This window comes from Vibrio sp. 1CM7H (genome assembly GCF_023161645.1).
GTDB lineage: Bacteria > Pseudomonadota > Gammaproteobacteria > Enterobacterales > Vibrionaceae > Vibrio > Vibrio diabolicus.
This window is the reverse complement of record NZ_JALNTV010000001.1, coordinates 1,419,022-1,436,596: the sequence shown is the minus strand read 5'-3', so window position 1 is coordinate 1,436,596 and position 17,575 is coordinate 1,419,022. Positions and strand designations below refer to the sequence as shown.

The window sequence follows — 17,575 nt, the reverse complement described above, 5'->3', positions numbered from 1 at the left end:
CGATGCTTGGTGCTCGTTATCAAAGCTACCTTTTTAGTGTGAGTTTAGTCCCATCAAATTTTAGGTGACTCAGGAGACTTTTAGCGTTGGTTTTACCAACCTCATCAAACTCCATTCCATAGCGAGCATGGTGTGTCGATTTTTGTAAGTTACAAATACGACCTCGCAATGGCGCGAGCATGTGGCTTTCACCGGGCATGGTTAGGTCCAATGAAACGCGATCACCAACCTGAAGTGGTCGGCTCATTGGTGATGTCACAAAGCGGCACCCACTACGAGATAAATCTCTTATCTCGCATTCAGTTCGATAGGCTTCTAAACAAACGCGCGCTCTCAAATTCACTTCGTAACGTACTTCTTTACGAAGCTGAAAGACCTGCATGGTGTTAGGTAGACTTAGCACTAAAATGGGATACGGGTCGCCGAGTCGGTGCTGCAATTGCGCCCGAAATGGAATGACAGCACCTTCCCCTCGATGAGAGTACGCTTTTACATTGATCCAAAAACCTTCTTGAAAATAGAATTTCAAGTCCTCATCGGAGATGTTCGGAACCTCTATCAATGCGGTATTATTTGAGTGACAGCCGACAAATGTGCTGGTTGTAATAAACTTGGTACCAACAGGTGTCGTGACGTTTAAACTTACTTCACTGCCATGTTCGACCATTGCCATTGCATCGGTGCTATTTAGTGTACTTGCCTGACGTTCGGGTGCCTTCTTGCTTTGCAGAGGTAGTTTGCCGTCTCTGGCAATAGGGCTCATATTTCTCATTATTATTGTCGTACCTGATTTGAGAAGGTAAGGGCGTGAAGTGACAGAGCACTTCCGCATGGTGTTGATTCTATTCAGTGATATAGTTTGATTCAATCAATCCGTAACAAAAATTAGAGAGCAAGATATGCATAAAGTAACTCATGAAGTTGAAAACAACACATTTTGGGTTGATTTAGAACAAGGTTATAAAGCCAAGGTGGTTTATCAGCTTGAGAATAATGTCATGCACATCACATCAACCGTAGTTCCTGAAGCATTACGAGGTAAAGGGTACGGAAAAGTGATGATGGAAGCGGTATTGCCAGAAATTGAGGCACTCGGTTATCAAATCAAACCAGTCTGTCCATATGTCATTCATTATATGGAGAAAAACCAAGCGTGGTCACATCTGCTTGCATGATGATGAACGACAACCACCAACGTTACCAAAGCATTGGCCAGGAGCTAAAGCTCGGGAATTATCAATCGGTAGAAGTCATACAATCGCTATGGGGAGGCTATGGTGAGTTAGTCCGAGTTACTTATTCAACTTGTTCGGTGATCATTAAGCATGTAAAACTCCCTAAGCCTTCAGAGCATCCAAGAGGTTGGAATACTGACCGATCTCACCAAAGAAAGCTGCACTCTTATCAGGTGGAAGTGAATTGGTATACGCATTTTTCCAGAGAGGTGAGCACTCGCTGCCGAGTACCACAAGGTCTAAAAACATTCCAATCGGAGAATGAATGGCTAATTGTGATGGAAGACCTCGCCGAGGCGGGCTTTCCAAAAGTCATCACCGATGCAAAGCTAGAGCATCTACGAGCCTGCCTTGCTTGGTTGGCGAACTTTCATGCGCGTTACATCGGTGTTCGCTCGGATAAGCTGTGGCATATCGGCACGTATTGGCACTTGGCAACCAGACCTGATGAGCTTGAGGTGCTGCAAGACACCGAGCTAAAAAATGCCGCTCAATTAATTGATCAAACGCTTTCGCAAGCCAAGTTCAAGACGCTTGTACACGGTGATGCCAAATTGGCGAACTTCTGTTTTGCGCAAGATGAATTGAGCGTTGCTGCGGTCGACTTTCAATACGTCGGACATGGCTGTGCGATGAAAGATGTGGCACTGTTTATGGGTAGCGCCGTCAAGCCAGAACGTTGTGCAGAGATGGAAGTTTGGGTCTTGGATACGTATTTCGCTCAGTTGCAACAGGCGTTAATGGTTTATCAGCCGAATCTCGACCCCGATGAAGTCGAGCGTGAATGGCGTTCTTTGTTTGCGGTTGCGTGGGCTGACTTTCAGCGCTTTGTGAAAGGTTGGAGTCCTGACCACTGGAAGATTAATCCCTACACAGAAGCATTGACTCGCAGAGCGTTGGCTTACTTACGAAAGTGAGTCGAAGTTTAAAAAGAAAAGCCTCCAACTAGTAGGAGGCTTTTCTTTATTTTTTACTTGGCCTGATACGTGCCATGTAATAGGTATTGATGAACTCGCCATCTCGGAAGGAGCCATCAATCGCCTCTCCTTCAATTTCAAAACCATGCTTTTTGTACAGGCCAATCGCGGCCTCGTTGTCGGCATTCACTTCTAACTGAATGCGTCTTACATTCAACCAGTTATCCGCCAACTCGGTGATGGTTTCAATCAACTTACTTCCCACGCCTAGGCCGTGAAACTGGTCGTGAACGCCAATACCAAACGCGGCCGTGTGCGCCGTTCTTGGGCGCAGCGAGTGATGAAAGCCAATGTTACCCACTACTTTACCATCGATTTCAGCGACGTAGCTGTAAACACCAGCGGGCATATTTGACAATCGTTCTACCCACATTGCGAGCGAAGGTTTTGGGAGTTGCAGGGTTTCACGTTGTGCTTTTGGTTGTGAATAGATTTCTACGAGTGCCGCTGCGTCTTCAACGGTCGTTGGACGTACGATAATTTCCATGCTTCTCTCCTTCGCTTTTTAGTATTAATTTTCAATCTAACCACAGTTCCTTATTTTGGATAGTGTTTTTTGATGTTTTAGAGATAAACACCTTTTAAATTAGTTTGTTATAGCGATGTTTTTCTAAATTTTAGTAGTCATTTATCTTCGAATTTAGCGAATAGATTGCAAAGGTGTTGAATTATTGTACTGAAAATGGCGTGCAAAGCAGAGTATCGTGGTGAATTTCATGTTGGAGGAAATAAATGGAATTATTCAAACTGTGACGACGGCACTGTACATCAGTTGACTTGAATCAATTGAGGGTGGAGTTACCTCTTATGAGGTATGGGGAAGAGGTACGTTTAGCGCTATTTATGCTTAACTTGATAAAGGAGTTTCGTTGAGGAAATAGCATGAAATCCTCTCAGTCTAAAACATCGCAAAGTCGGCGTCGATTTTTGCGTGATACTGTCCGAACTGCGGCAGGCGTTGGCGCAGCGGCGTGTGTGTTGGGCTTACAATCGCTGCAAAGCCAAGCTCGAGAAACGAAAGGTGTGCCTATTCGCCCACCCGGTGCTTTGCCAGAAGGCGATTTCGAATCAGCCTGTATTCGATGTGGCTTGTGTGTTCAAGCATGCCCTTACGACACATTGAAACTCGCGACATTACTTTCTCCTGTAGCCACTGGTTCTCCTTACTTTACTGCGCGCGATATTCCCTGCGAAATGTGCGAAGACATTCCTTGTGTTGTCGCTTGCCCGAGTGGGGCGCTGGATCCGAAACTAACCGATATTGATGATGCTCGCATGGGGACAGCGGCTCTTATTGACCATGAAACTTGCCTTAACTGGCAAGGATTACGATGCGACGTTTGTTATCGCGTTTGTCCGCTGATTGATGAAGCCATCACGTTAGAGATGGTTCACAACGACCGAACCGGTTATCACGCCAAACTTATCCCAACAGTGAATTCCGAAGTGTGTACCGGATGCGGTAAGTGCGAACAAGCGTGCGTGTTGGATGTCGCTGCTATTAAGGTCGTCCCGACGGATTTGGCGAAAGGCAAAGTGGGCAGTCACTACAATTTTGGTTGGAAAGAGATCGACAAACCACTCGAAAATATCCTCCCTAGTGAGACGCCTGTACCGGAAGGTGCGCTTGAATCGCTAAAAGGAGGTAAGTAATGGCAAAGAACTTAGCTCAAAATGCTGGCAAAGAAGCGGTTGAAAAGCTTGGCTGGTGGCGCGCGCATCGGTTTCTGGTTATACGTCGGCTATGTCAGCTCACCATCATTGCGCTGTTTATGGCTGGGCCGACATTAGGGGTTCTAACCGGTAACCTCTCATCGAGTATGTTGCTCGATACGGTCCCTTTAAGTGACCCGTTAATTGTGCTTCAAGCTTTGGCGACAGGGCATATACCGGAGTTTAATGCGTTGTTAGGCGTAGTGATTGTCGTGGTGTTCTATGCGATTTTAGCACCGCGCGCATTTTGTGCTTGGGTATGCCCGTTGAACATCGTGACGGACTTAGCGGCGTGGCTGCGCCGAAAGTTCAACATTAAAGCGAGCTATCGTTGGTCTCCTGCTATTCGCTATTGGCTGATCCCTGTTTTGATGTTGGGCAGCGCGCTGTCTGGCGCGATTCTTTGGACATGGTTAGATCCAGTGGCGGCACTGCATCGCGGATTGGTGTTTGGTATGGGCGCAGGTTGGGTGCTGATCGCACTGGTGTTCGTACTGGACTTACTCTTGGTTGAGCATGGGTGGTGTGGGCACTTATGTCCACTGGGAGCTACCTATGGCGTGATAGGCCGAAAAAGCCTGTTGCGCGTTACCGCTGTTCGCCGCGAGGATTGTACGAAATGCATGGACTGCTTTTATGTTTGCCCAGAACCAGAAGTGCTTCGGCAGCCTTTGAAAGAGGGAGATCGTCGAGTTATGGATCAAAACTGCATAAGTTGTGGCCGCTGTTTGGATGTGTGTCCAGAACATGTGTTTGAATTTAAGAATCGTCTAACAGTAAAGAATATCGATTAAGTTACTGAGCCTCATCACTGGCGTTTTACCTATTTCTCTCGATATTTCAACATCGCGCTTAGCCAAGGAATTGAGTGCGATGTTTATCTTCATAACAATATCCCTATGCAATATCTGCTTGGTTTGGGTTGAAAATAATAATGATATTGCGAATTTGTTACATTTGAAGCTATGATGATGCCTTCATATTTAAAGGAAACATCATGACTACCTCATCGCAAGGCTGGAGAACGCCGCAAAATTTCCTCCTGTTAATTTCCATTATCGTGCCCATTGCTTTTTCTACTTGGATGGCGTTGTTGAACAACTTTGTTATCGAGAAAGCGAACTTTGATGGCGCTGATATCGGTTTACTTCAAAGTGTTAGGGAAGTACCTGGCTTTCTAGCTTTCACTGCGGTATTCGTTTTACTTTTTATCCGTGAACAACGCTTTATGCTCGTCTCTTTGGCGATGCTTACGCTTGGTACGGCATTAACAGGTTATTTTCCCACTTTGTACGGTCTACTTTTTACCACCTTGTTAATGTCCACCGGTTTCCACTACTTTGAAACACTAAAGCAGTCTTTGTCTTTACAATGGCTATCGAAAGAAGAAGCCCCGGAAATGCTGGGTAAATTTATTTCTGTTGGGGCTTTGGCTTCTCTGTTTACCTACGGCGCCATTTGGGTTTCGCTCGAACAGCTCAAACTTGATTTTAAAACGGTCTATCTAATGGCAGGTGGTTTAGGTTTTGTGCTTATTTTGGTGATGGCATTTGCTTTCCCTCAATTTAAAACAAAAGTGCCTCAAAACAAGAAACTCATTCTGCGTAAACGTTACTGGTTGTACTATGCGCTCACGTTTATGAGTGGTGCTCGCCGTCAGATTTTCACGGTTTTCGCTGGCTTCTTGATGGTAGAGAAGTTTGGCTACTCTGCCGCAGACATTACCTTGCTGTTTTTGATCAACTATGTCTTTAACTTCTTGTTTGCGAAGCGAATCGGCCGCTTCATCGGCGTTGTTGGTGAGCGTAAAGCGCTGATGTTTGAGTACGTCGGTTTGATCTTCGTATTCGTCGGTTATGGTTTGGTGCAAACCGCGGAGTGGGCTGCTGCATTGTATGTTGTCGACCATTTGTTCTTCGCGCTAGCGCTTGCTATCAAAACCTACTTCCAAAAAATTGCCGATCCTGCCGATATGGCGTCGACCGCTGGGGTTGCGTTTACTATTAACCATATTGCGGCAGTTGTGATACCCGTTACGTTTGGTGTGATTTGGCTGGTTTCTCCTGCTAGCGTATTTTACATCGGTGCAGGTATGGCGGCTGTGAGCTTACTGCTGTCACTCAATATTCCAGCGAAGCCAGAAGAGGGCAATGAGACCCGCTTATTAAAGTGGAGCTAAGTTGGTACTTACTATCTAGTAATAGAAGTTAATTACTGTTAATAGCTTTATTGACTTGGGTGCTTAGGCACCCCTTTCTTTATCTTCATGTTGTTTCCTCTATGGTTGTACATATCTATTGGGTCCGTTAGGGTTTTATACCTAAGTATGTTGAAATTACTCGGATACAACATGAGTCGAAACACTAAGGAGGGTTTTACAGTGCAGGTACATGGCAGGGAGTTGGATTTAGATCTAGGAAACCGTCACGTCGTTATTCAACGTCGCTATGAGGCGTTAGGTGCTGCCAACGATCTGCTCATAGCTATTTGGTTTTTAATTGGTAGTTTTTTCTTTTTGAATGATTCGTTGATTGAAAGCGGGACTTGGCTGTTCATCGTAGGCAGCGCACAGTTGATCATTAAGCCCCTGATAAAACTGATGAGTTTAGTTCATGTTGGTCGCTTAAATAAGCAACTTTCTGGCACATCAACGAGCCGCTGAGATTACACGCCTATTTTGAGCACCTGCAAGCAAGAGGCTAATGAGCGGGTTATCGAGGAGAAATAGGAAAAGATAACGTGGTCACAACACTAACCACGTTATGTTCAGCTTGAAGCTTTAGAATTTAAAACGGATACCAGAACAGTTGTGTGTCCATAACACGCTTGCTGATCGCAGCAATCACTATCACTGCAATCCCCGCCATGCAGATCATATCGGCTTTGGTCAGGGGTTTTAGGCTGTACCAGGTGCGAGATGAGTGACGGCCAAAACCACGTAGCGTCATCGCTTTTGAGATTTGGTCTGCTCTGTCCAAACTAGAGAAAATCAGAGGGCCAAGAATCTTCGCCACGTTCTTCATACGAGTGAACAACGGAGCCTTCTTACTCAGTTCTACTCCGCGTGCTTGTTGCGCGTGCATGATGTTAACAAAGTCCTTTTTCACTTCCGGCAAGTAGCGCAGCGTTAAGCTCACGGCATAGGCAATTTTGTAAGGCACACCCAAGCGGTTCAAGCTGGCTGAAAACTCCGTCGGGTGAGTGGTAAATACAAACACTAACGCGATTGGGAACATGCTGAAGTATTTCAACGTCACTGTTACTAGGTAAAACAACGTCTCTTGAGTGAGCGAGTAATTACCGGGTAACGGGAGTAAAACCGTTGATGAGCCCATGAACTCAGTGCCTTGTTGCGGCGCTAACGCGAACATAAACAGGGCATTGATCAGCAATACCGTGCCTGTACCGAGTAAAAGTGGTTTGTAGACATGAAATGGCACTTTGGTCATTTTCAATAAGCCCAAACCAAGCACGATCAACAGTGCAATGATTCGCAAGTCAAACGTGGTCAACACCACCGTTACCCAAGCAATGAAAAGCAAGAACTTAGTAATGCCATTCAACTTATGAAGTGGCGATTGGGTATCGATGTAGTTGATACCAAACTTCATCTTATTGTCTTTCATGCCACCGCTTTCTCTGGTTGGTTTACTTCGCTGCTTTTTTGTTGGCGGTGCGCTTTTTCTACATTGATAAAATGCTGCATAAAGCCATTGGTGTCTTCGATGCCAACTTTCGTAGCCAACTCAAACAGACTTGTTGTGGTGAGGTTTGCTTGGTCTAGTAGCTCTGGACTGCTGAATACCTGCGTCATTGGTGCATCCGCGACTAATTTACTGTCTGCAATCACGATAGAGCGCGTGGTGTATTCCAGCACTAAATGCATGTCATGAGATATGATCATAACGGTTACGCCCAACTCGCGATTGAGCTTTTCGATGAAACTCAGCATAGACGTGTAGTTCCGGTAGTCCTGACCTGCCGTCGGTTCATCAAGGATCAGAAGCTCTGGTTCCAAGACCAAAATTGACGCAATGGTCACGCGCTTTTTCTGGCCGTAGCTCAATGCTTCGATTGGCCAGTGACGGTATTTGCTCAAACCGCACAGCTCAAGGACTTCAAGTACTTTAGCTTCGATTTGTTTCTCCTCAATGCCACGATTACGGAGGCCGAAGGCCACTTCGTCGAAAATCATGTGATGGGAAATCATGTGATTCGGGTTTTGCATCACCACGCCCACTTTCTGGCTGCGCTCGAAGATGGTCAGTTCGTTAAGATCTTGACCATTCATGCTCATTGAGCCGCTATCCGCTTCAATAACGCCCATAATCAGTTTGGTGATGGTCGATTTACCCGAGCCATTTTTGCCAAGTACAGAGACAAACTCGCCACGCTTGATGTCAAAACCCACGTCTTCTAACGCGTTTTTCTCACCGTCGTAAGAATAGGTAAGGCCACGGACTTCAAGCAAAGTCTCGGCTGGCGTTTTAGGTGGTTGTGCTGTTGAACCATCAAACCATGCTTGTACTGCTGGTTTATATTGCTCCAACGGTAAGGTAGTTAAGCTAGAAGGTTTTGCATCGCCCTCAATCGCGCAGCCTGCTTCTTTCAGAGCCGAAATATAAAGCGGTTCGCGGATGCCGTAATCTTCTAGCAGAGGCGACGCTAAAATTTCATCTGGCGTTGTATCGGCAATGATTTCGCCGCTTTCCATCAAGATAATACGGTCAACTGAGCGATGCAGAACGTCCTCAAGACGATGCTCAATGATTACGATGGTTTTGCCTGTTTCGCGGTGTAGCTCATCGATGATCTCGATGGTTTTTTTACCCGTTTTAGGGTCAAGCGCAGCTAGTGGTTCATCAAACAAAAGGATATCGACGTCATCGACGAGAATGCCCGCCAAAGAAACACGCTGTTTCTGCCCGCCAGATAAATCGTGGGGAGAGCGATCTAACATCTGTTCCAAGTCGACCATTTTGGCCGTGGCTTTGACCAATGGGTACATGTCGATGTTAGAAGTTAGCTGGTTTTCCAGCGCAAATGCGATGTCTTCGCCAATGCTCAAGCCGACAAATTGGCTGTCCGTATCTTGCAGTACGGTGCCAACTTGCTCAGTGTATTGGTGCATGTCGAAAGGTGCGGTGTCTTGACCATTGATGGTCAGTGTTCCACTGGTTTCCCCTTTGATTGCGTGTGGGAGCAGTCCGTTAAGACATTGCCCAAGGGTAGATTTACCACTACCACTTGGACCGATAATGACGATTTTCTCTCCTTTCTCTATCCTTAGATTGATATTTTTTAGCGTCGGTTTGTCCAGCGACTCATATCTAAAAGAGAAGTTAGAAAATTCGATTGTCATTCGACATTAAGCCTCTGTTAAGTTACGGCTTTGCTTGTTACGTTTAGCGACAGACTTAAGAATGAAGAAGCCAACAATAGCAATAAGAATGGTGTTACCGATCGCGATAATTGAAAGCTGGGTAAACACTTTAGTGAACGGTTCTGCGTATAAAATCGTGTCGAGGAACGCAGAGCAACCGTAACCAAATACGTTGCCTAATAGCGCAAGTACTACGAATAACGCGAAGTCTTTCATATTGAAATCGCCTTTCTCTAAACGGTAGCGCGTTAGAGAAGGGAATAGACCGATAATCAAACCAACAATACCTGAACCAAGTACCCAAGTGAGCCATACGCCCCAACCTGCGAATAGGTCAGTGACCCAGTGGCCAATAAAACCAACCAAAAAGCCAACAAGTGGGCCAAATAGTACTGAGAACAATGCTAATACTGCCATGGCTGGTTTTAGCGTTGTGTTTGCAAACACAGGGATGCCAAACATAGGTAAGCCACCGATGCCGTAAAGAGCAGCACCGATTGCAATAACCACAACGGTTTTAGCAGAAAGATTCATAGATAACCTCAGTTCAATGGTCGATTTTAAAGAACGTTCATTTATATTGTTGGAAAGCATTGGTTATTTGATTGTGTAACATATATATAAAACAACCAAGTTGCTTATTGTTTGCTCTATTTTTCTTCAGGAAATGTGTGATTTGATTCACGTATCCCTTTGACTGGCTTTGTTTTTTAGCAAGCATTAAAAATAAGGCGCGCATTATACAGAATATTGATAAAAGTGGGAATGCTATCTGTCTGGATGGCTAGAATGAAATCGGAGGCTGATTGTCAGCCCCCGATTACACTTTCTGATACTATTTTCATCGATAAATGAATGAGCTAGCTGTTCATTAATGGTCTAGGTACAAATAGTTCTGCCAGCTCTTCATGCGAATCAGCACTTTGCGCATCACTGACACGTGAGTAAAGCTGTCTGAGTAAACGGCGACTTCAACTGCGGTACCCATTGGTAGGTGGTATTCGCTCAAATCGTCCGTGATTTTCAGCTTCGCAAATACACGTCCGCTTGTGCGCAGGGCATCGGTACCAAGCAGAGCACCTCTGGCTTGAATTTGGCTTTCACCAATAGCTGGAATCACGTCGATGACTTCGCCACGGAATACCTTGCCCGGTATCGCACGGAACATAAACTCCGCTTCAAAGCCTGCCTTCAAACGTTGTAGCGAGTTTTGTCTGAACGCCGCGGTGTACGTAATGTCTTCGGTATGAACGAAGGTCATTGCAGGGGCAAGCGGCAACGGCACAGCCATCACACCAGGGCGCAAAGCCAATTGCGTAACGTAACCATCGGTTGGCGCACGAACGACGGTTTGCTCAAGGTTGAACTCTGCTTTACGTAGCTCAGCGAGTAGTTGCGCGACTTGGGTATTCTCACCGCCGATTTCCGACTCTAATGCGATTTGTGCTTGCTCTTGCTGCAAAATGGCAACGTCTAGCATGGCTTCTGCCGCTTTGTACGCTTGGCGTCGAGTATCTAGATCTTGTTCTGTAAACGCGCCGCGATCAAAGCCCCTTTGATATCGGCTAAATTCTCTTTGCGCTTTATCTCTATCGGCTTGCGCTTTCAAAACTGCCGCTTCTGCTTCTCTCAAGTCAGACTCTAAACCCAACGCACCTTGGCTTGCTTCTTTCACTTTCGCTTCAAGGCGTGCGACTTCCGCTTCAAAAGGCACAGGGTCGATTTTGAAAAGAATATCGCCGGTTTTGAGCGGTTGGTTCGCTTGAACGGGCACTTCCACAACGCGGCCACGTACACCAGAGACGATAGGCGTAGTTGGGAACACTTGGTTACCTAACTGAGTAAATGGGTGGTTGTAGTTCATAAGAAGGACGAGTGTGCCCACTAACACTACGCCGCCAAGTACGGCTGTGGGTACAGTCCATTTGTTCAAAGGAATATTAAAGACTTTAAAAATGGCGATACAAAGGGCTGTATAAGTCAGAATCAGCAATAAATCCATTATTCGTCCTCTTTACTTTGTTCAGTCAAAGGCCTTTGCTGAATCTTTTGTTGTTTCAACATCGATACTTCGTTTTTGAGTTCGTTGACTTCGTCGATGAGCTCTTCAAGACGGTGATGAATGTCGTGCGTTTCTTGCTCAAGTTGTTTGAAGCCCCAGCCTCGCTCCTTGCGCCACAATGTTGCCCATATCCATAAAAATGGCCACAGTGCATGTAAAGTGAAAAGGCTAACCCAGCCCGCGTAATGAATTGCGTCTTGATGAGGGTGTTCGCGTTCTTTAGCAATTTCATACGGAATATCGTGAATAACGATAATCCCATAGAAGATCACCAAAGCAACGAAGATGAGTAACCCAAGTGCAAAATAGTCTAGAAACATCTTACCTGCCTGTGCTTGTTACCTAATGGAAAATCTTACGTAAATGAACAGTTTAAGTATTTGTCTTAACTATCGTTCAATCAAGTTATTTTGTACTTGAATTATGTTTATGCGATATCCGTATCGATTGCTATTCGGGGACAATAAGAAGTGAAGGCGACTATATTCAAACTAAGTAGTAATAAAGGAAGGAATAAGAAGTGAAGGCGACTATATTCAAACTAAGTAGTAATAAAGGAAGGAATAGAGAATAAAAGCCACGGTTATGCCCCAAGTGAAGGTTGGGGCACGGTTTAAAGTTCGGTACAGACTTGGTTTCGGCCATTGGCTTTGGCGCGGTACAAGGCTTTGTCGGCGCGGTAGAAGGTACGTTGGGTATTCTCTCCTTCTCGATGTAAGGTAATCCCGATCGATACGGTCAACCCCCGCTCGCCAAGAATATCGTCCCAACCATATTGATAAATGCGCTCGCGGTAATTCTCGGCATGCATTTCTGCCCGTTCTAGATTGCTATTCTCTAGAATGACAAGAAACTCTTCACCGCCAAAGCGAACGCAAGAAGCGCCTTTAAATTTGAAGTATCCTGCTAATTCTTGAGACACACGTTTAATCGCTTTGTCTCCAACAAGGTGACTGAGCTCGTCATTGATGGACTTAAAGTGGTCAATATCGATGACCATCAACGCAAATTCAGTATCGTGCAAAAGCAGGTCTTTGAGTTTGACTTCTAACCAACGTCGGTTGTGCAAAGAGGTTAGCGGGTCAGTAAAGACATCTTGCTGTAGTTGAGCGACCGTATTCTTATGTTGTTTGGTGGTTTCCTTGAGTTCTTTGTTTTCAAGTTCTGACAAAATGAGTTTGAGCTGTAGCTCAAAACGAGAAAGTCGACGTAATTGAGTAGAACCCAATTCACCAATTGGAATGTGTTTGACAAGGTCAGATTCAATGCGAAACGCTTTTTTTTCACAGTTTAATGCTTTCTGAAATAACCCTTGAGAAGCGTAAACTTGACTCATTGCGTTGTAAAAATGCTGAGCGACAAGAGGAGAAGAGTGCTTCTGAATTCGTTTACCGATAGAGTCCAACACTAAGTTGGCTAAAGAGATGTGTCCGACACCGTTTAGACAATATGCGGTCTCGATTTTGACCATTGTGGACAACCAGTACGTGGTAGCACTGCCCGTCGTATACTGAACATTCGTGATAGCAAGCAATGCGTTAGGGTAATCCTCTTGCAAACGATGCAGTTTGGCTCGGTAGAGATGAATTTGCGCAGCAAGGTTTTTATCACTGACGAGGATACTTAGCTCTTCACACTCACTCAATAATTCTTGTGCATCTGCGGTACGGTTCAAACTGATGTAACAAGCAAGCATGTAAAGTTTGTAGCGCAGACGTAGGGAGCGACTGCTAATGGCGTGATCGATCGCATCGATTTTTTGGTAATAACGCAAAGCGCGATGGTGATCCCCATAGGCATCGCACAAATTGCCCATTCCAATAATAGCCAGTACGTACTCATCAATATAGCCATATTCGACGGCGATATTCGTTGCAGCAACATACTCGGTTAATGCCGCGTTGTAGTCACCTACTTCTACTAAACGATCACTCAAGCTTGCTTTTACAGACAGAATATCTTCTACATCGTCGGGTAAAACGAGCAACTCAAGGGCTTGTCGTAGTTCTTCGATGCTGTCGTTGAGCTGTTTAATTTCTCGTCGATACTCGGCACTAATGATATAGCAATGTGCTTTTTCTCGGTTCGTGGATGCAATATGTAACCCGATGTGCTCCCACAGCGTAATCGCTTCTTCACCAGAGACGGAAGAAGGATCGATGCCTGCGTCAGTGACCTTGCTAAGCAGTTGTTCCATGCTTCATTACCTCAATATAGCTTTCTTCGAGTTGCTCTAAAGTGAATGGGAAGGTCAGGATATCTTGCAAATACAGTATCGGTTTGGGACCTTTTAGCCCGCGACGTTTCCATGGATAGATGTCTAACATTGCCTGAACCGTGCGATAGACATCTTCTGCTGCTTGACCTTTCTCTGCAATTAACATAGCTAGTCTGTCACTGGAAATTCGTGAGATGAGATCATTTGAGGTCGTCAATGCATGAACTAGCTCAGTACAAACATCGAGAAATTCGGGGTTTGCATGCTGAATCATAATGATCGCGTGGTTGGAGCGTTTGAGCTCTGTTTTAAACAGAACTAACTGTTCCCACCAGTAGGTCTCGGACACAACATTAGAAAACTGTTTTTCAGGGTCATATTCATGTTGGGAACGGATACGATTAATCAGCTTACGCGCTCGTTGCTCTAGCTGGCGTTTGGAGCCGCGTGCTTTATCCATACTGACTCGATGAGTCTGTTCTTTGAGCATTTTGAGTGCATGTTTACGGTATTTTTTAAACGCGTTAAACGCTGATTCAAAATCACCTTGCTCTTCAGCGACTCGAGATTGCTGAAAGCAAATCTGACTTAGTAGCTCGCCGTTGTCAAAACTAAGCGCGGACTCTTCTGCTGCGAGTAGTAACTTTGCTGCACTATCCGTATTTTTGCGCAAGAGTTCGAGCCTTGCGCGGCTGATAAACGAGTGTGCCTTCATCCAAATTAGATCATGTTCAATAGCGAGTTTATGGGCCTTTTGTGTGGCTTCTTCTGCGGCATCAAGGCGTTCTAGCCCAAGTAGCGCTAAGCCTTTAAAGTCCCAGATCTCGGCTTGCCATGTGCTGTCATCATGATCTTTTAGTACTTCGGTTGCACCATCCAGCACAGTGAGCATTTCGACAAATTTATTCAGTAAGTAATAGTCCCAAGCCAACAGGATACGAGCTTTGCCTTCCAACCAAGCAATACGGACGTTGTTTGCCACTTTAACGGCCAACTCATGAGTGGAAGCGGCAAGTTGATGCTCATTTGTGATGCGCCATACGTTGCCAAGCCCAATTAGAGATTCGATTTGAATTTCAATATCATCAACGAGGGCGGATTGTTCGAGTGCATTAATCCAATATTGTTGGGCTGAGTAATACTTTGCTTGTCCCCAATATTGAAGAGCAAACAAATGAAGAATTTCGGGCAGGTGGTCGTCGGTTTCAAGTTGGGTTTGCTTGCTGTAGGCGTCTTTGACTAGCTTTAAGCCTTGTCGGTAATCCATTAGGCACCAACAGCACTGCGCCATTATCAGCAATGCTCTGATTTCACCATCCACAAATAAAATTTGCTCCGCGCGGATACGGTATTGCTGCGCAATACTGAAGGTGTGTTCAGGGGCCGTTTTTATTTGGCCTTTAAGCTTTTTGAGCTCATCTTCTAGCTGAATTTGGTTTTTATCCAACGTTCACATCCATGACTATCGAACTGGAATTCACACCTAATATTAAGTGGTTAGATGCATGTTTTATTACCAAAACGATGCGGATAACGCTTTGGTAAACGATTAGGTGCCGTAATGTATACTGTCACAGCCCCTAATTACTACATCTAAATGCCAATAGTTACGATAGGAGCTGTTTGATGGTCAAAGGAGCATCAGTGACTTCTAGCCTTTGTGCGGCGGTAAGACCCTGCTTATCCTGATAGCACAAATTATGCCAAGCTCTGAATATATCTAAAAGAGGTAAAATTCCAGCAGGTCGTAATTTGCGACGTGGCTCGTTAATGAAGCTTTCGAAAAGGATCTGGAAGCGATTTTGATAGAACTGCACATGGCGAGTTGTTGCAACGTTAAACCATTTCTCGGGCTCATTTCTATCACCTGCAAGGTAGCAAATGCCTTTATGGCTTTCGTCTTGAGTGGAGATCGCCCAGCGATCTCGCCACCAGCTCATATAGGCGATATCGACCTTGCCAAAAGGTGTGCTCATGTCCCAATTTGCGTCTTCTTCTACGTACATCAAGTCGACATTTTTCTCTTTAATTCGAGACAAACAAACGCTCAGTGCTGCCGAACGTAGTAGGGGATCTTGAGGCATATATAGAGATACACGTTTGTTGGGGCAACACATATCAAGTACATGCAGGTAATGAGCGTATGATGTGTAAGGCGGACGAACTAATGCCCCTTTAGATGGGTAATGGAATACGGAAAGATTACCAAGAGGATCTTCCACGTTACCGCGAGCCAAAATGGTTTGGTATTTTTGGTCAATACGCTCCCGCAGGAGGTTCGAAGGTTCCGCTGGCGGTTCACTTGCTTCCGCTGTGTACTCTTGGGAAACAAAACGAGAGACCTGGTCGTACGGGTTATGGTCTAGCGTGGCGATTGGCTCTTCATCAGCAGAATAGTTCACATGTTGACAAAGAATATAGCCTGAGTGGGCTTCACCAGAAACAATCCAGTAGACACCATTATTGCTGTTTGGCTGCAATGCAACATAGTTTGAGGCCAATTCATAGTGCGTTGCGTGGTTTACCCAACGAGCATCAATAGTGGCTAATTTACGGCGACAGCGACTCGCAATATGATCAACATGGTCGTAAAAGGTTTTCGGGTTGATACTGAGTTTTCGGCAGATCTCGCGCACAGAGTAACCAGTAAACAATAAGCCCATTAAATTCTCTTGGAATTGTAGCTTTTTGTTCGCGCCTGACCATTTATCAACAAAGGTACTTTGACACGCTTTACAACGGTAACGTTGACGATCACCACTGTAACCGAAAGCGTGGTAGAGGTGTTTATGTGTGTGGACGGATAGTCCAAAGTTCTCGCAATCATCATTGCGGCACGCAGGCAACCCGTCACTGTGGACGTGTCGCAGGCGATGAAGTTCGTTAACTACATCGCGATTGTTAAGTAAGGGGGGGAAAGCTCCACATTCACGGCATACCATCGCCGGACGTTTAGGGTTAGCATGTTGCAGAACGTAACGCTTTGCATCACTCAATCCAAAGTTGTCACACGCCAATGTTTTACAAAAGTTGAGTTGTAACCCATCTGCGTCTTTTGGCAGTTCGCCGTTAGACACAATCGCCCCCTCGGGATAATTCGGGCAGCCAGCAATAACTCTGGCTGCAAATTATTACTTACTACTTGTTCTTAGATGTTGATTGCGGTTTCTAGCGCAACTTTCATCATGTCGTTGAACGATTTTTGACGCTCTTCTGAGCTTAGTTTTTCGCCACGGATGATGTGGTCAGAAACCGTTAGGATAGTTAACGCCTTCGCACCTAGGTCTGCAGCAACACCGTAGATACCAGCCGCTTCCATGTCTACACCTAGGATGCCTAGTTTTTCCATCTTCTCGAAGATGTCAGCTTCTGGTGTGTAGAACAGGTCTGCAGAGAATACGTTACCAACTTTCACTGGTACTTGTTGAGCACGCGCTTGGTTTACCGCTTCTTCTAGAAGGCCGTAGTCAGCGATTGCAGCGAAGTCGTGGTTGTTGAAACGGATACGGTTTACTTTAGAGTCTGTAGAAGCACCCATACCGATAACAACGTCCATTAGGTTAACGTCGTCACGTACCGCACCACAGCTACCTACACGGATTACGTTTTTCACACCGTATTCTGCGATTAGCTCGTGTACGTAGATACAGCAAGAAGGGATACCCATGCCGTGACCCATAACAGACACTTTTTTGCCTTTGTAAGTGCCAGTAAAGCCGAACATGTTACGAACGTCACAAACTTGCTTCACATCTTCAAGAAACGTTTCTGCGATGTATTTAGCACGTAAAGGGTCGCCTGGCATTAGAACCGTTTCAGCGAAATCACCTGGTTGTGCATTGATGTGTGGGGTTGCCATAAGTGCTCTCCAAAGTTTTGTTTTGATAAAACGCCTCTAGTATAGAACGCTATTACCAATTCTGTTGAACTTGTTCGTTTTCGTTGAAGCAATAATATCGGGACGTACAGTGGCCCCTTGAGAGCTTA

At 45.4% G+C, this 17,575-nt stretch carries 17 protein-coding genes; 6 read left to right on the top strand and 11 right to left on the bottom strand.

Features of this window, described 5'->3' with window-relative positions; genetic code table 11:
• Positions 1–25: 25 nt before the first annotated feature.
• Positions 26–763, bottom strand: a complete 738-nt coding sequence (locus tag MSG33_RS06280; protein WP_041853113.1) for a flagellar brake protein — start codon at positions 761–763, stop codon at positions 26–28.
• A 136-nt stretch (positions 764–899) separates the two neighbouring features.
• Here MSG33_RS06280 and MSG33_RS06275 point away from each other — a divergent pair, with 136 nt between their 5' ends.
• Positions 900–1,175, top strand: coding sequence for a GNAT family N-acetyltransferase (locus MSG33_RS06275; RefSeq protein WP_006741945.1), 276 nt, complete (start codon positions 900–902; stop codon positions 1,173–1,175).
• Entirely contained in the window at positions 1,175–2,152 is a 978-nt protein-coding gene (locus MSG33_RS06270) for an ecdysteroid 22-kinase family protein (RefSeq protein ID WP_248380553.1), read from the top strand. Before MSG33_RS06275 ends, MSG33_RS06270 begins: the two co-directional genes overlap by 1 nt.
• Before the next feature lie 46 nt (positions 2,153–2,198).
• Here MSG33_RS06270 and MSG33_RS06265 read toward each other — a convergent pair whose 3' ends face one another.
• On the bottom strand, positions 2,199–2,699 hold the full coding sequence (locus MSG33_RS06265; RefSeq protein ID WP_248380295.1) for a GNAT family N-acetyltransferase: 501 nt from the start codon (positions 2,697–2,699) through the stop codon (positions 2,199–2,201).
• Between the two features lie 395 nt (positions 2,700–3,094).
• Here MSG33_RS06265 and napG point away from each other — a divergent pair, with 395 nt between their 5' ends.
• The 4 genes from napG (at position 3,095) to MSG33_RS06245 (ending at position 6,587) form a co-directional block, all read left to right on the top strand.
• Positions 3,095–3,865 carry a ferredoxin-type protein NapG gene (gene napG, locus MSG33_RS06260; protein ID WP_248380294.1) on the top strand — a complete coding sequence of 257 codons (771 nt, stop codon included), beginning with the start codon at positions 3,095–3,097 and terminating at the stop codon, positions 3,863–3,865.
• Positions 3,865–4,719: a quinol dehydrogenase ferredoxin subunit NapH gene (gene napH, locus MSG33_RS06255; RefSeq protein WP_248380293.1), complete on the top strand. Its 855-nt coding sequence runs from the start codon at positions 3,865–3,867 to the stop codon at positions 4,717–4,719. The genes napG and napH overlap by 1 nt, the downstream gene beginning before the upstream one ends.
• 203 nt (positions 4,720–4,922) lie before the next feature.
• Entirely contained in the window at positions 4,923–6,104 is a 1,182-nt protein-coding gene (locus tag MSG33_RS06250; protein ID WP_005394895.1) for an MFS transporter, read from the top strand.
• A 171-nt stretch (positions 6,105–6,275) separates the two neighbouring features.
• On the top strand, positions 6,276–6,587 hold the full coding sequence (locus MSG33_RS06245) for a YrhK family protein (protein ID WP_043884592.1): 312 nt from the start codon (positions 6,276–6,278) through the stop codon (positions 6,585–6,587).
• Positions 6,588–6,711: 124 nt separating this feature from the next.
• On the opposite strand, the gene MSG33_RS06240 is transcribed toward MSG33_RS06245, so the two are convergent.
• From MSG33_RS06240 to deoD, 9 genes are all read right to left on the bottom strand, one after another.
• Positions 6,712–7,551: an energy-coupling factor transporter transmembrane component T gene (locus MSG33_RS06240; RefSeq protein ID WP_248380291.1), complete on the bottom strand. Its 840-nt coding sequence runs from the start codon at positions 7,549–7,551 to the stop codon at positions 6,712–6,714.
• The gene (locus MSG33_RS06235) at positions 7,548–9,287 is read right to left on the bottom strand and encodes a DUF3744 domain-containing protein (RefSeq protein WP_248380289.1); all 1,740 of its coding nucleotides are present in this window, start codon (positions 9,285–9,287) and stop codon (positions 7,548–7,550) included. The genes MSG33_RS06240 and MSG33_RS06235 overlap by 4 nt, the downstream gene beginning before the upstream one ends.
• 6 nt (positions 9,288–9,293) lie before the next feature.
• A complete protein-coding gene (locus tag MSG33_RS06230) occupies positions 9,294–9,842 on the bottom strand; it encodes an ECF-type riboflavin transporter substrate-binding protein (RefSeq protein ID WP_005375133.1) in 549 nt (182 codons plus the stop codon).
• A gap of 337 nt (positions 9,843–10,179) precedes the next feature.
• On the bottom strand, positions 10,180–11,310 hold the full coding sequence (locus tag MSG33_RS06225; protein ID WP_005394904.1) for an HlyD family secretion protein: 1,131 nt from the start codon (positions 11,308–11,310) through the stop codon (positions 10,180–10,182).
• Positions 11,310–11,690 (bottom strand): DUF3302 domain-containing protein, encoded by a 381-nt coding sequence (locus MSG33_RS06220; RefSeq protein WP_006741936.1) that lies wholly within the window; start codon positions 11,688–11,690, stop codon positions 11,310–11,312. Before MSG33_RS06220 ends, MSG33_RS06225 begins: the two co-directional genes overlap by 1 nt.
• 293 nt (positions 11,691–11,983) lie before the next feature.
• Positions 11,984–13,567, bottom strand: coding sequence for a diguanylate cyclase (locus MSG33_RS06215; protein WP_248380287.1), 1,584 nt, complete (start codon positions 13,565–13,567; stop codon positions 11,984–11,986).
• Entirely contained in the window at positions 13,551–15,035 is a 1,485-nt protein-coding gene (locus MSG33_RS06210; RefSeq protein WP_164665883.1) for a hypothetical protein, read from the bottom strand. The genes MSG33_RS06215 and MSG33_RS06210 overlap by 17 nt, the downstream gene beginning before the upstream one ends.
• Positions 15,036–15,195: 160 nt before the next feature.
• The gene (locus tag MSG33_RS06205; RefSeq protein ID WP_248380277.1) at positions 15,196–16,665 is read right to left on the bottom strand and encodes a lactate dehydrogenase; all 1,470 of its coding nucleotides are present in this window, start codon (positions 16,663–16,665) and stop codon (positions 15,196–15,198) included.
• A gap of 71 nt (positions 16,666–16,736) precedes the next feature.
• Positions 16,737–17,447 (bottom strand): purine-nucleoside phosphorylase, encoded by a 711-nt coding sequence (gene deoD / locus MSG33_RS06200; RefSeq protein WP_005394915.1) that lies wholly within the window; start codon positions 17,445–17,447, stop codon positions 16,737–16,739.
• Positions 17,448–17,575: the final 128 nt, after the last annotated feature.

Bases quoted from the DNA above. Each gene is read 5' to 3' on its own strand.
- MSG33_RS06250 (WP_005394895.1), top strand. From the start codon at position 4,923: ATGACTACCTCATCGCAAGGCTGGAGAACGCCGCAAAATTTCCTCCTG.
- MSG33_RS06235 (WP_248380289.1), bottom strand. From the start codon at position 9,287: ATGACAATCGAATTTTCTAACTTCTCTTTTAGATATGAGTCGCTGGAC.
- napH (WP_248380293.1), top strand. From the start codon at position 3,865: ATGGCAAAGAACTTAGCTCAAAATGCTGGCAAAGAAGCGGTTGAAAAG.
- MSG33_RS06225 (WP_005394904.1), bottom strand. From the start codon at position 11,310: ATGGATTTATTGCTGATTCTGACTTATACAGCCCTTTGTATCGCCATT.
- MSG33_RS06245 (WP_043884592.1), top strand. From the start codon at position 6,276: ATGAGTCGAAACACTAAGGAGGGTTTTACAGTGCAGGTACATGGCAGG.
- deoD (WP_005394915.1), bottom strand. From the start codon at position 17,447: ATGGCAACCCCACACATCAATGCACAACCAGGTGATTTCGCTGAAACG.
- MSG33_RS06270 (WP_248380553.1), top strand. From the start codon at position 1,175: ATGATGAACGACAACCACCAACGTTACCAAAGCATTGGCCAGGAGCTA.
- napG (WP_248380294.1), top strand. From the start codon at position 3,095: ATGAAATCCTCTCAGTCTAAAACATCGCAAAGTCGGCGTCGATTTTTG.
- MSG33_RS06230 (WP_005375133.1), bottom strand. From the start codon at position 9,842: ATGAATCTTTCTGCTAAAACCGTTGTGGTTATTGCAATCGGTGCTGCT.
- MSG33_RS06280 (WP_041853113.1), bottom strand. From the start codon at position 763: ATGAGCCCTATTGCCAGAGACGGCAAACTACCTCTGCAAAGCAAGAAG.
- MSG33_RS06240 (WP_248380291.1), bottom strand. From the start codon at position 7,551: ATGAAAGACAATAAGATGAAGTTTGGTATCAACTACATCGATACCCAA.
- MSG33_RS06265 (WP_248380295.1), bottom strand. From the start codon at position 2,699: ATGGAAATTATCGTACGTCCAACGACCGTTGAAGACGCAGCGGCACTC.
- MSG33_RS06275 (WP_006741945.1), top strand. From the start codon at position 900: ATGCATAAAGTAACTCATGAAGTTGAAAACAACACATTTTGGGTTGAT.
- MSG33_RS06220 (WP_006741936.1), bottom strand. From the start codon at position 11,690: ATGTTTCTAGACTATTTTGCACTTGGGTTACTCATCTTCGTTGCTTTG.
- MSG33_RS06215 (WP_248380287.1), bottom strand. From the start codon at position 13,567: ATGGAACAACTGCTTAGCAAGGTCACTGACGCAGGCATCGATCCTTCT.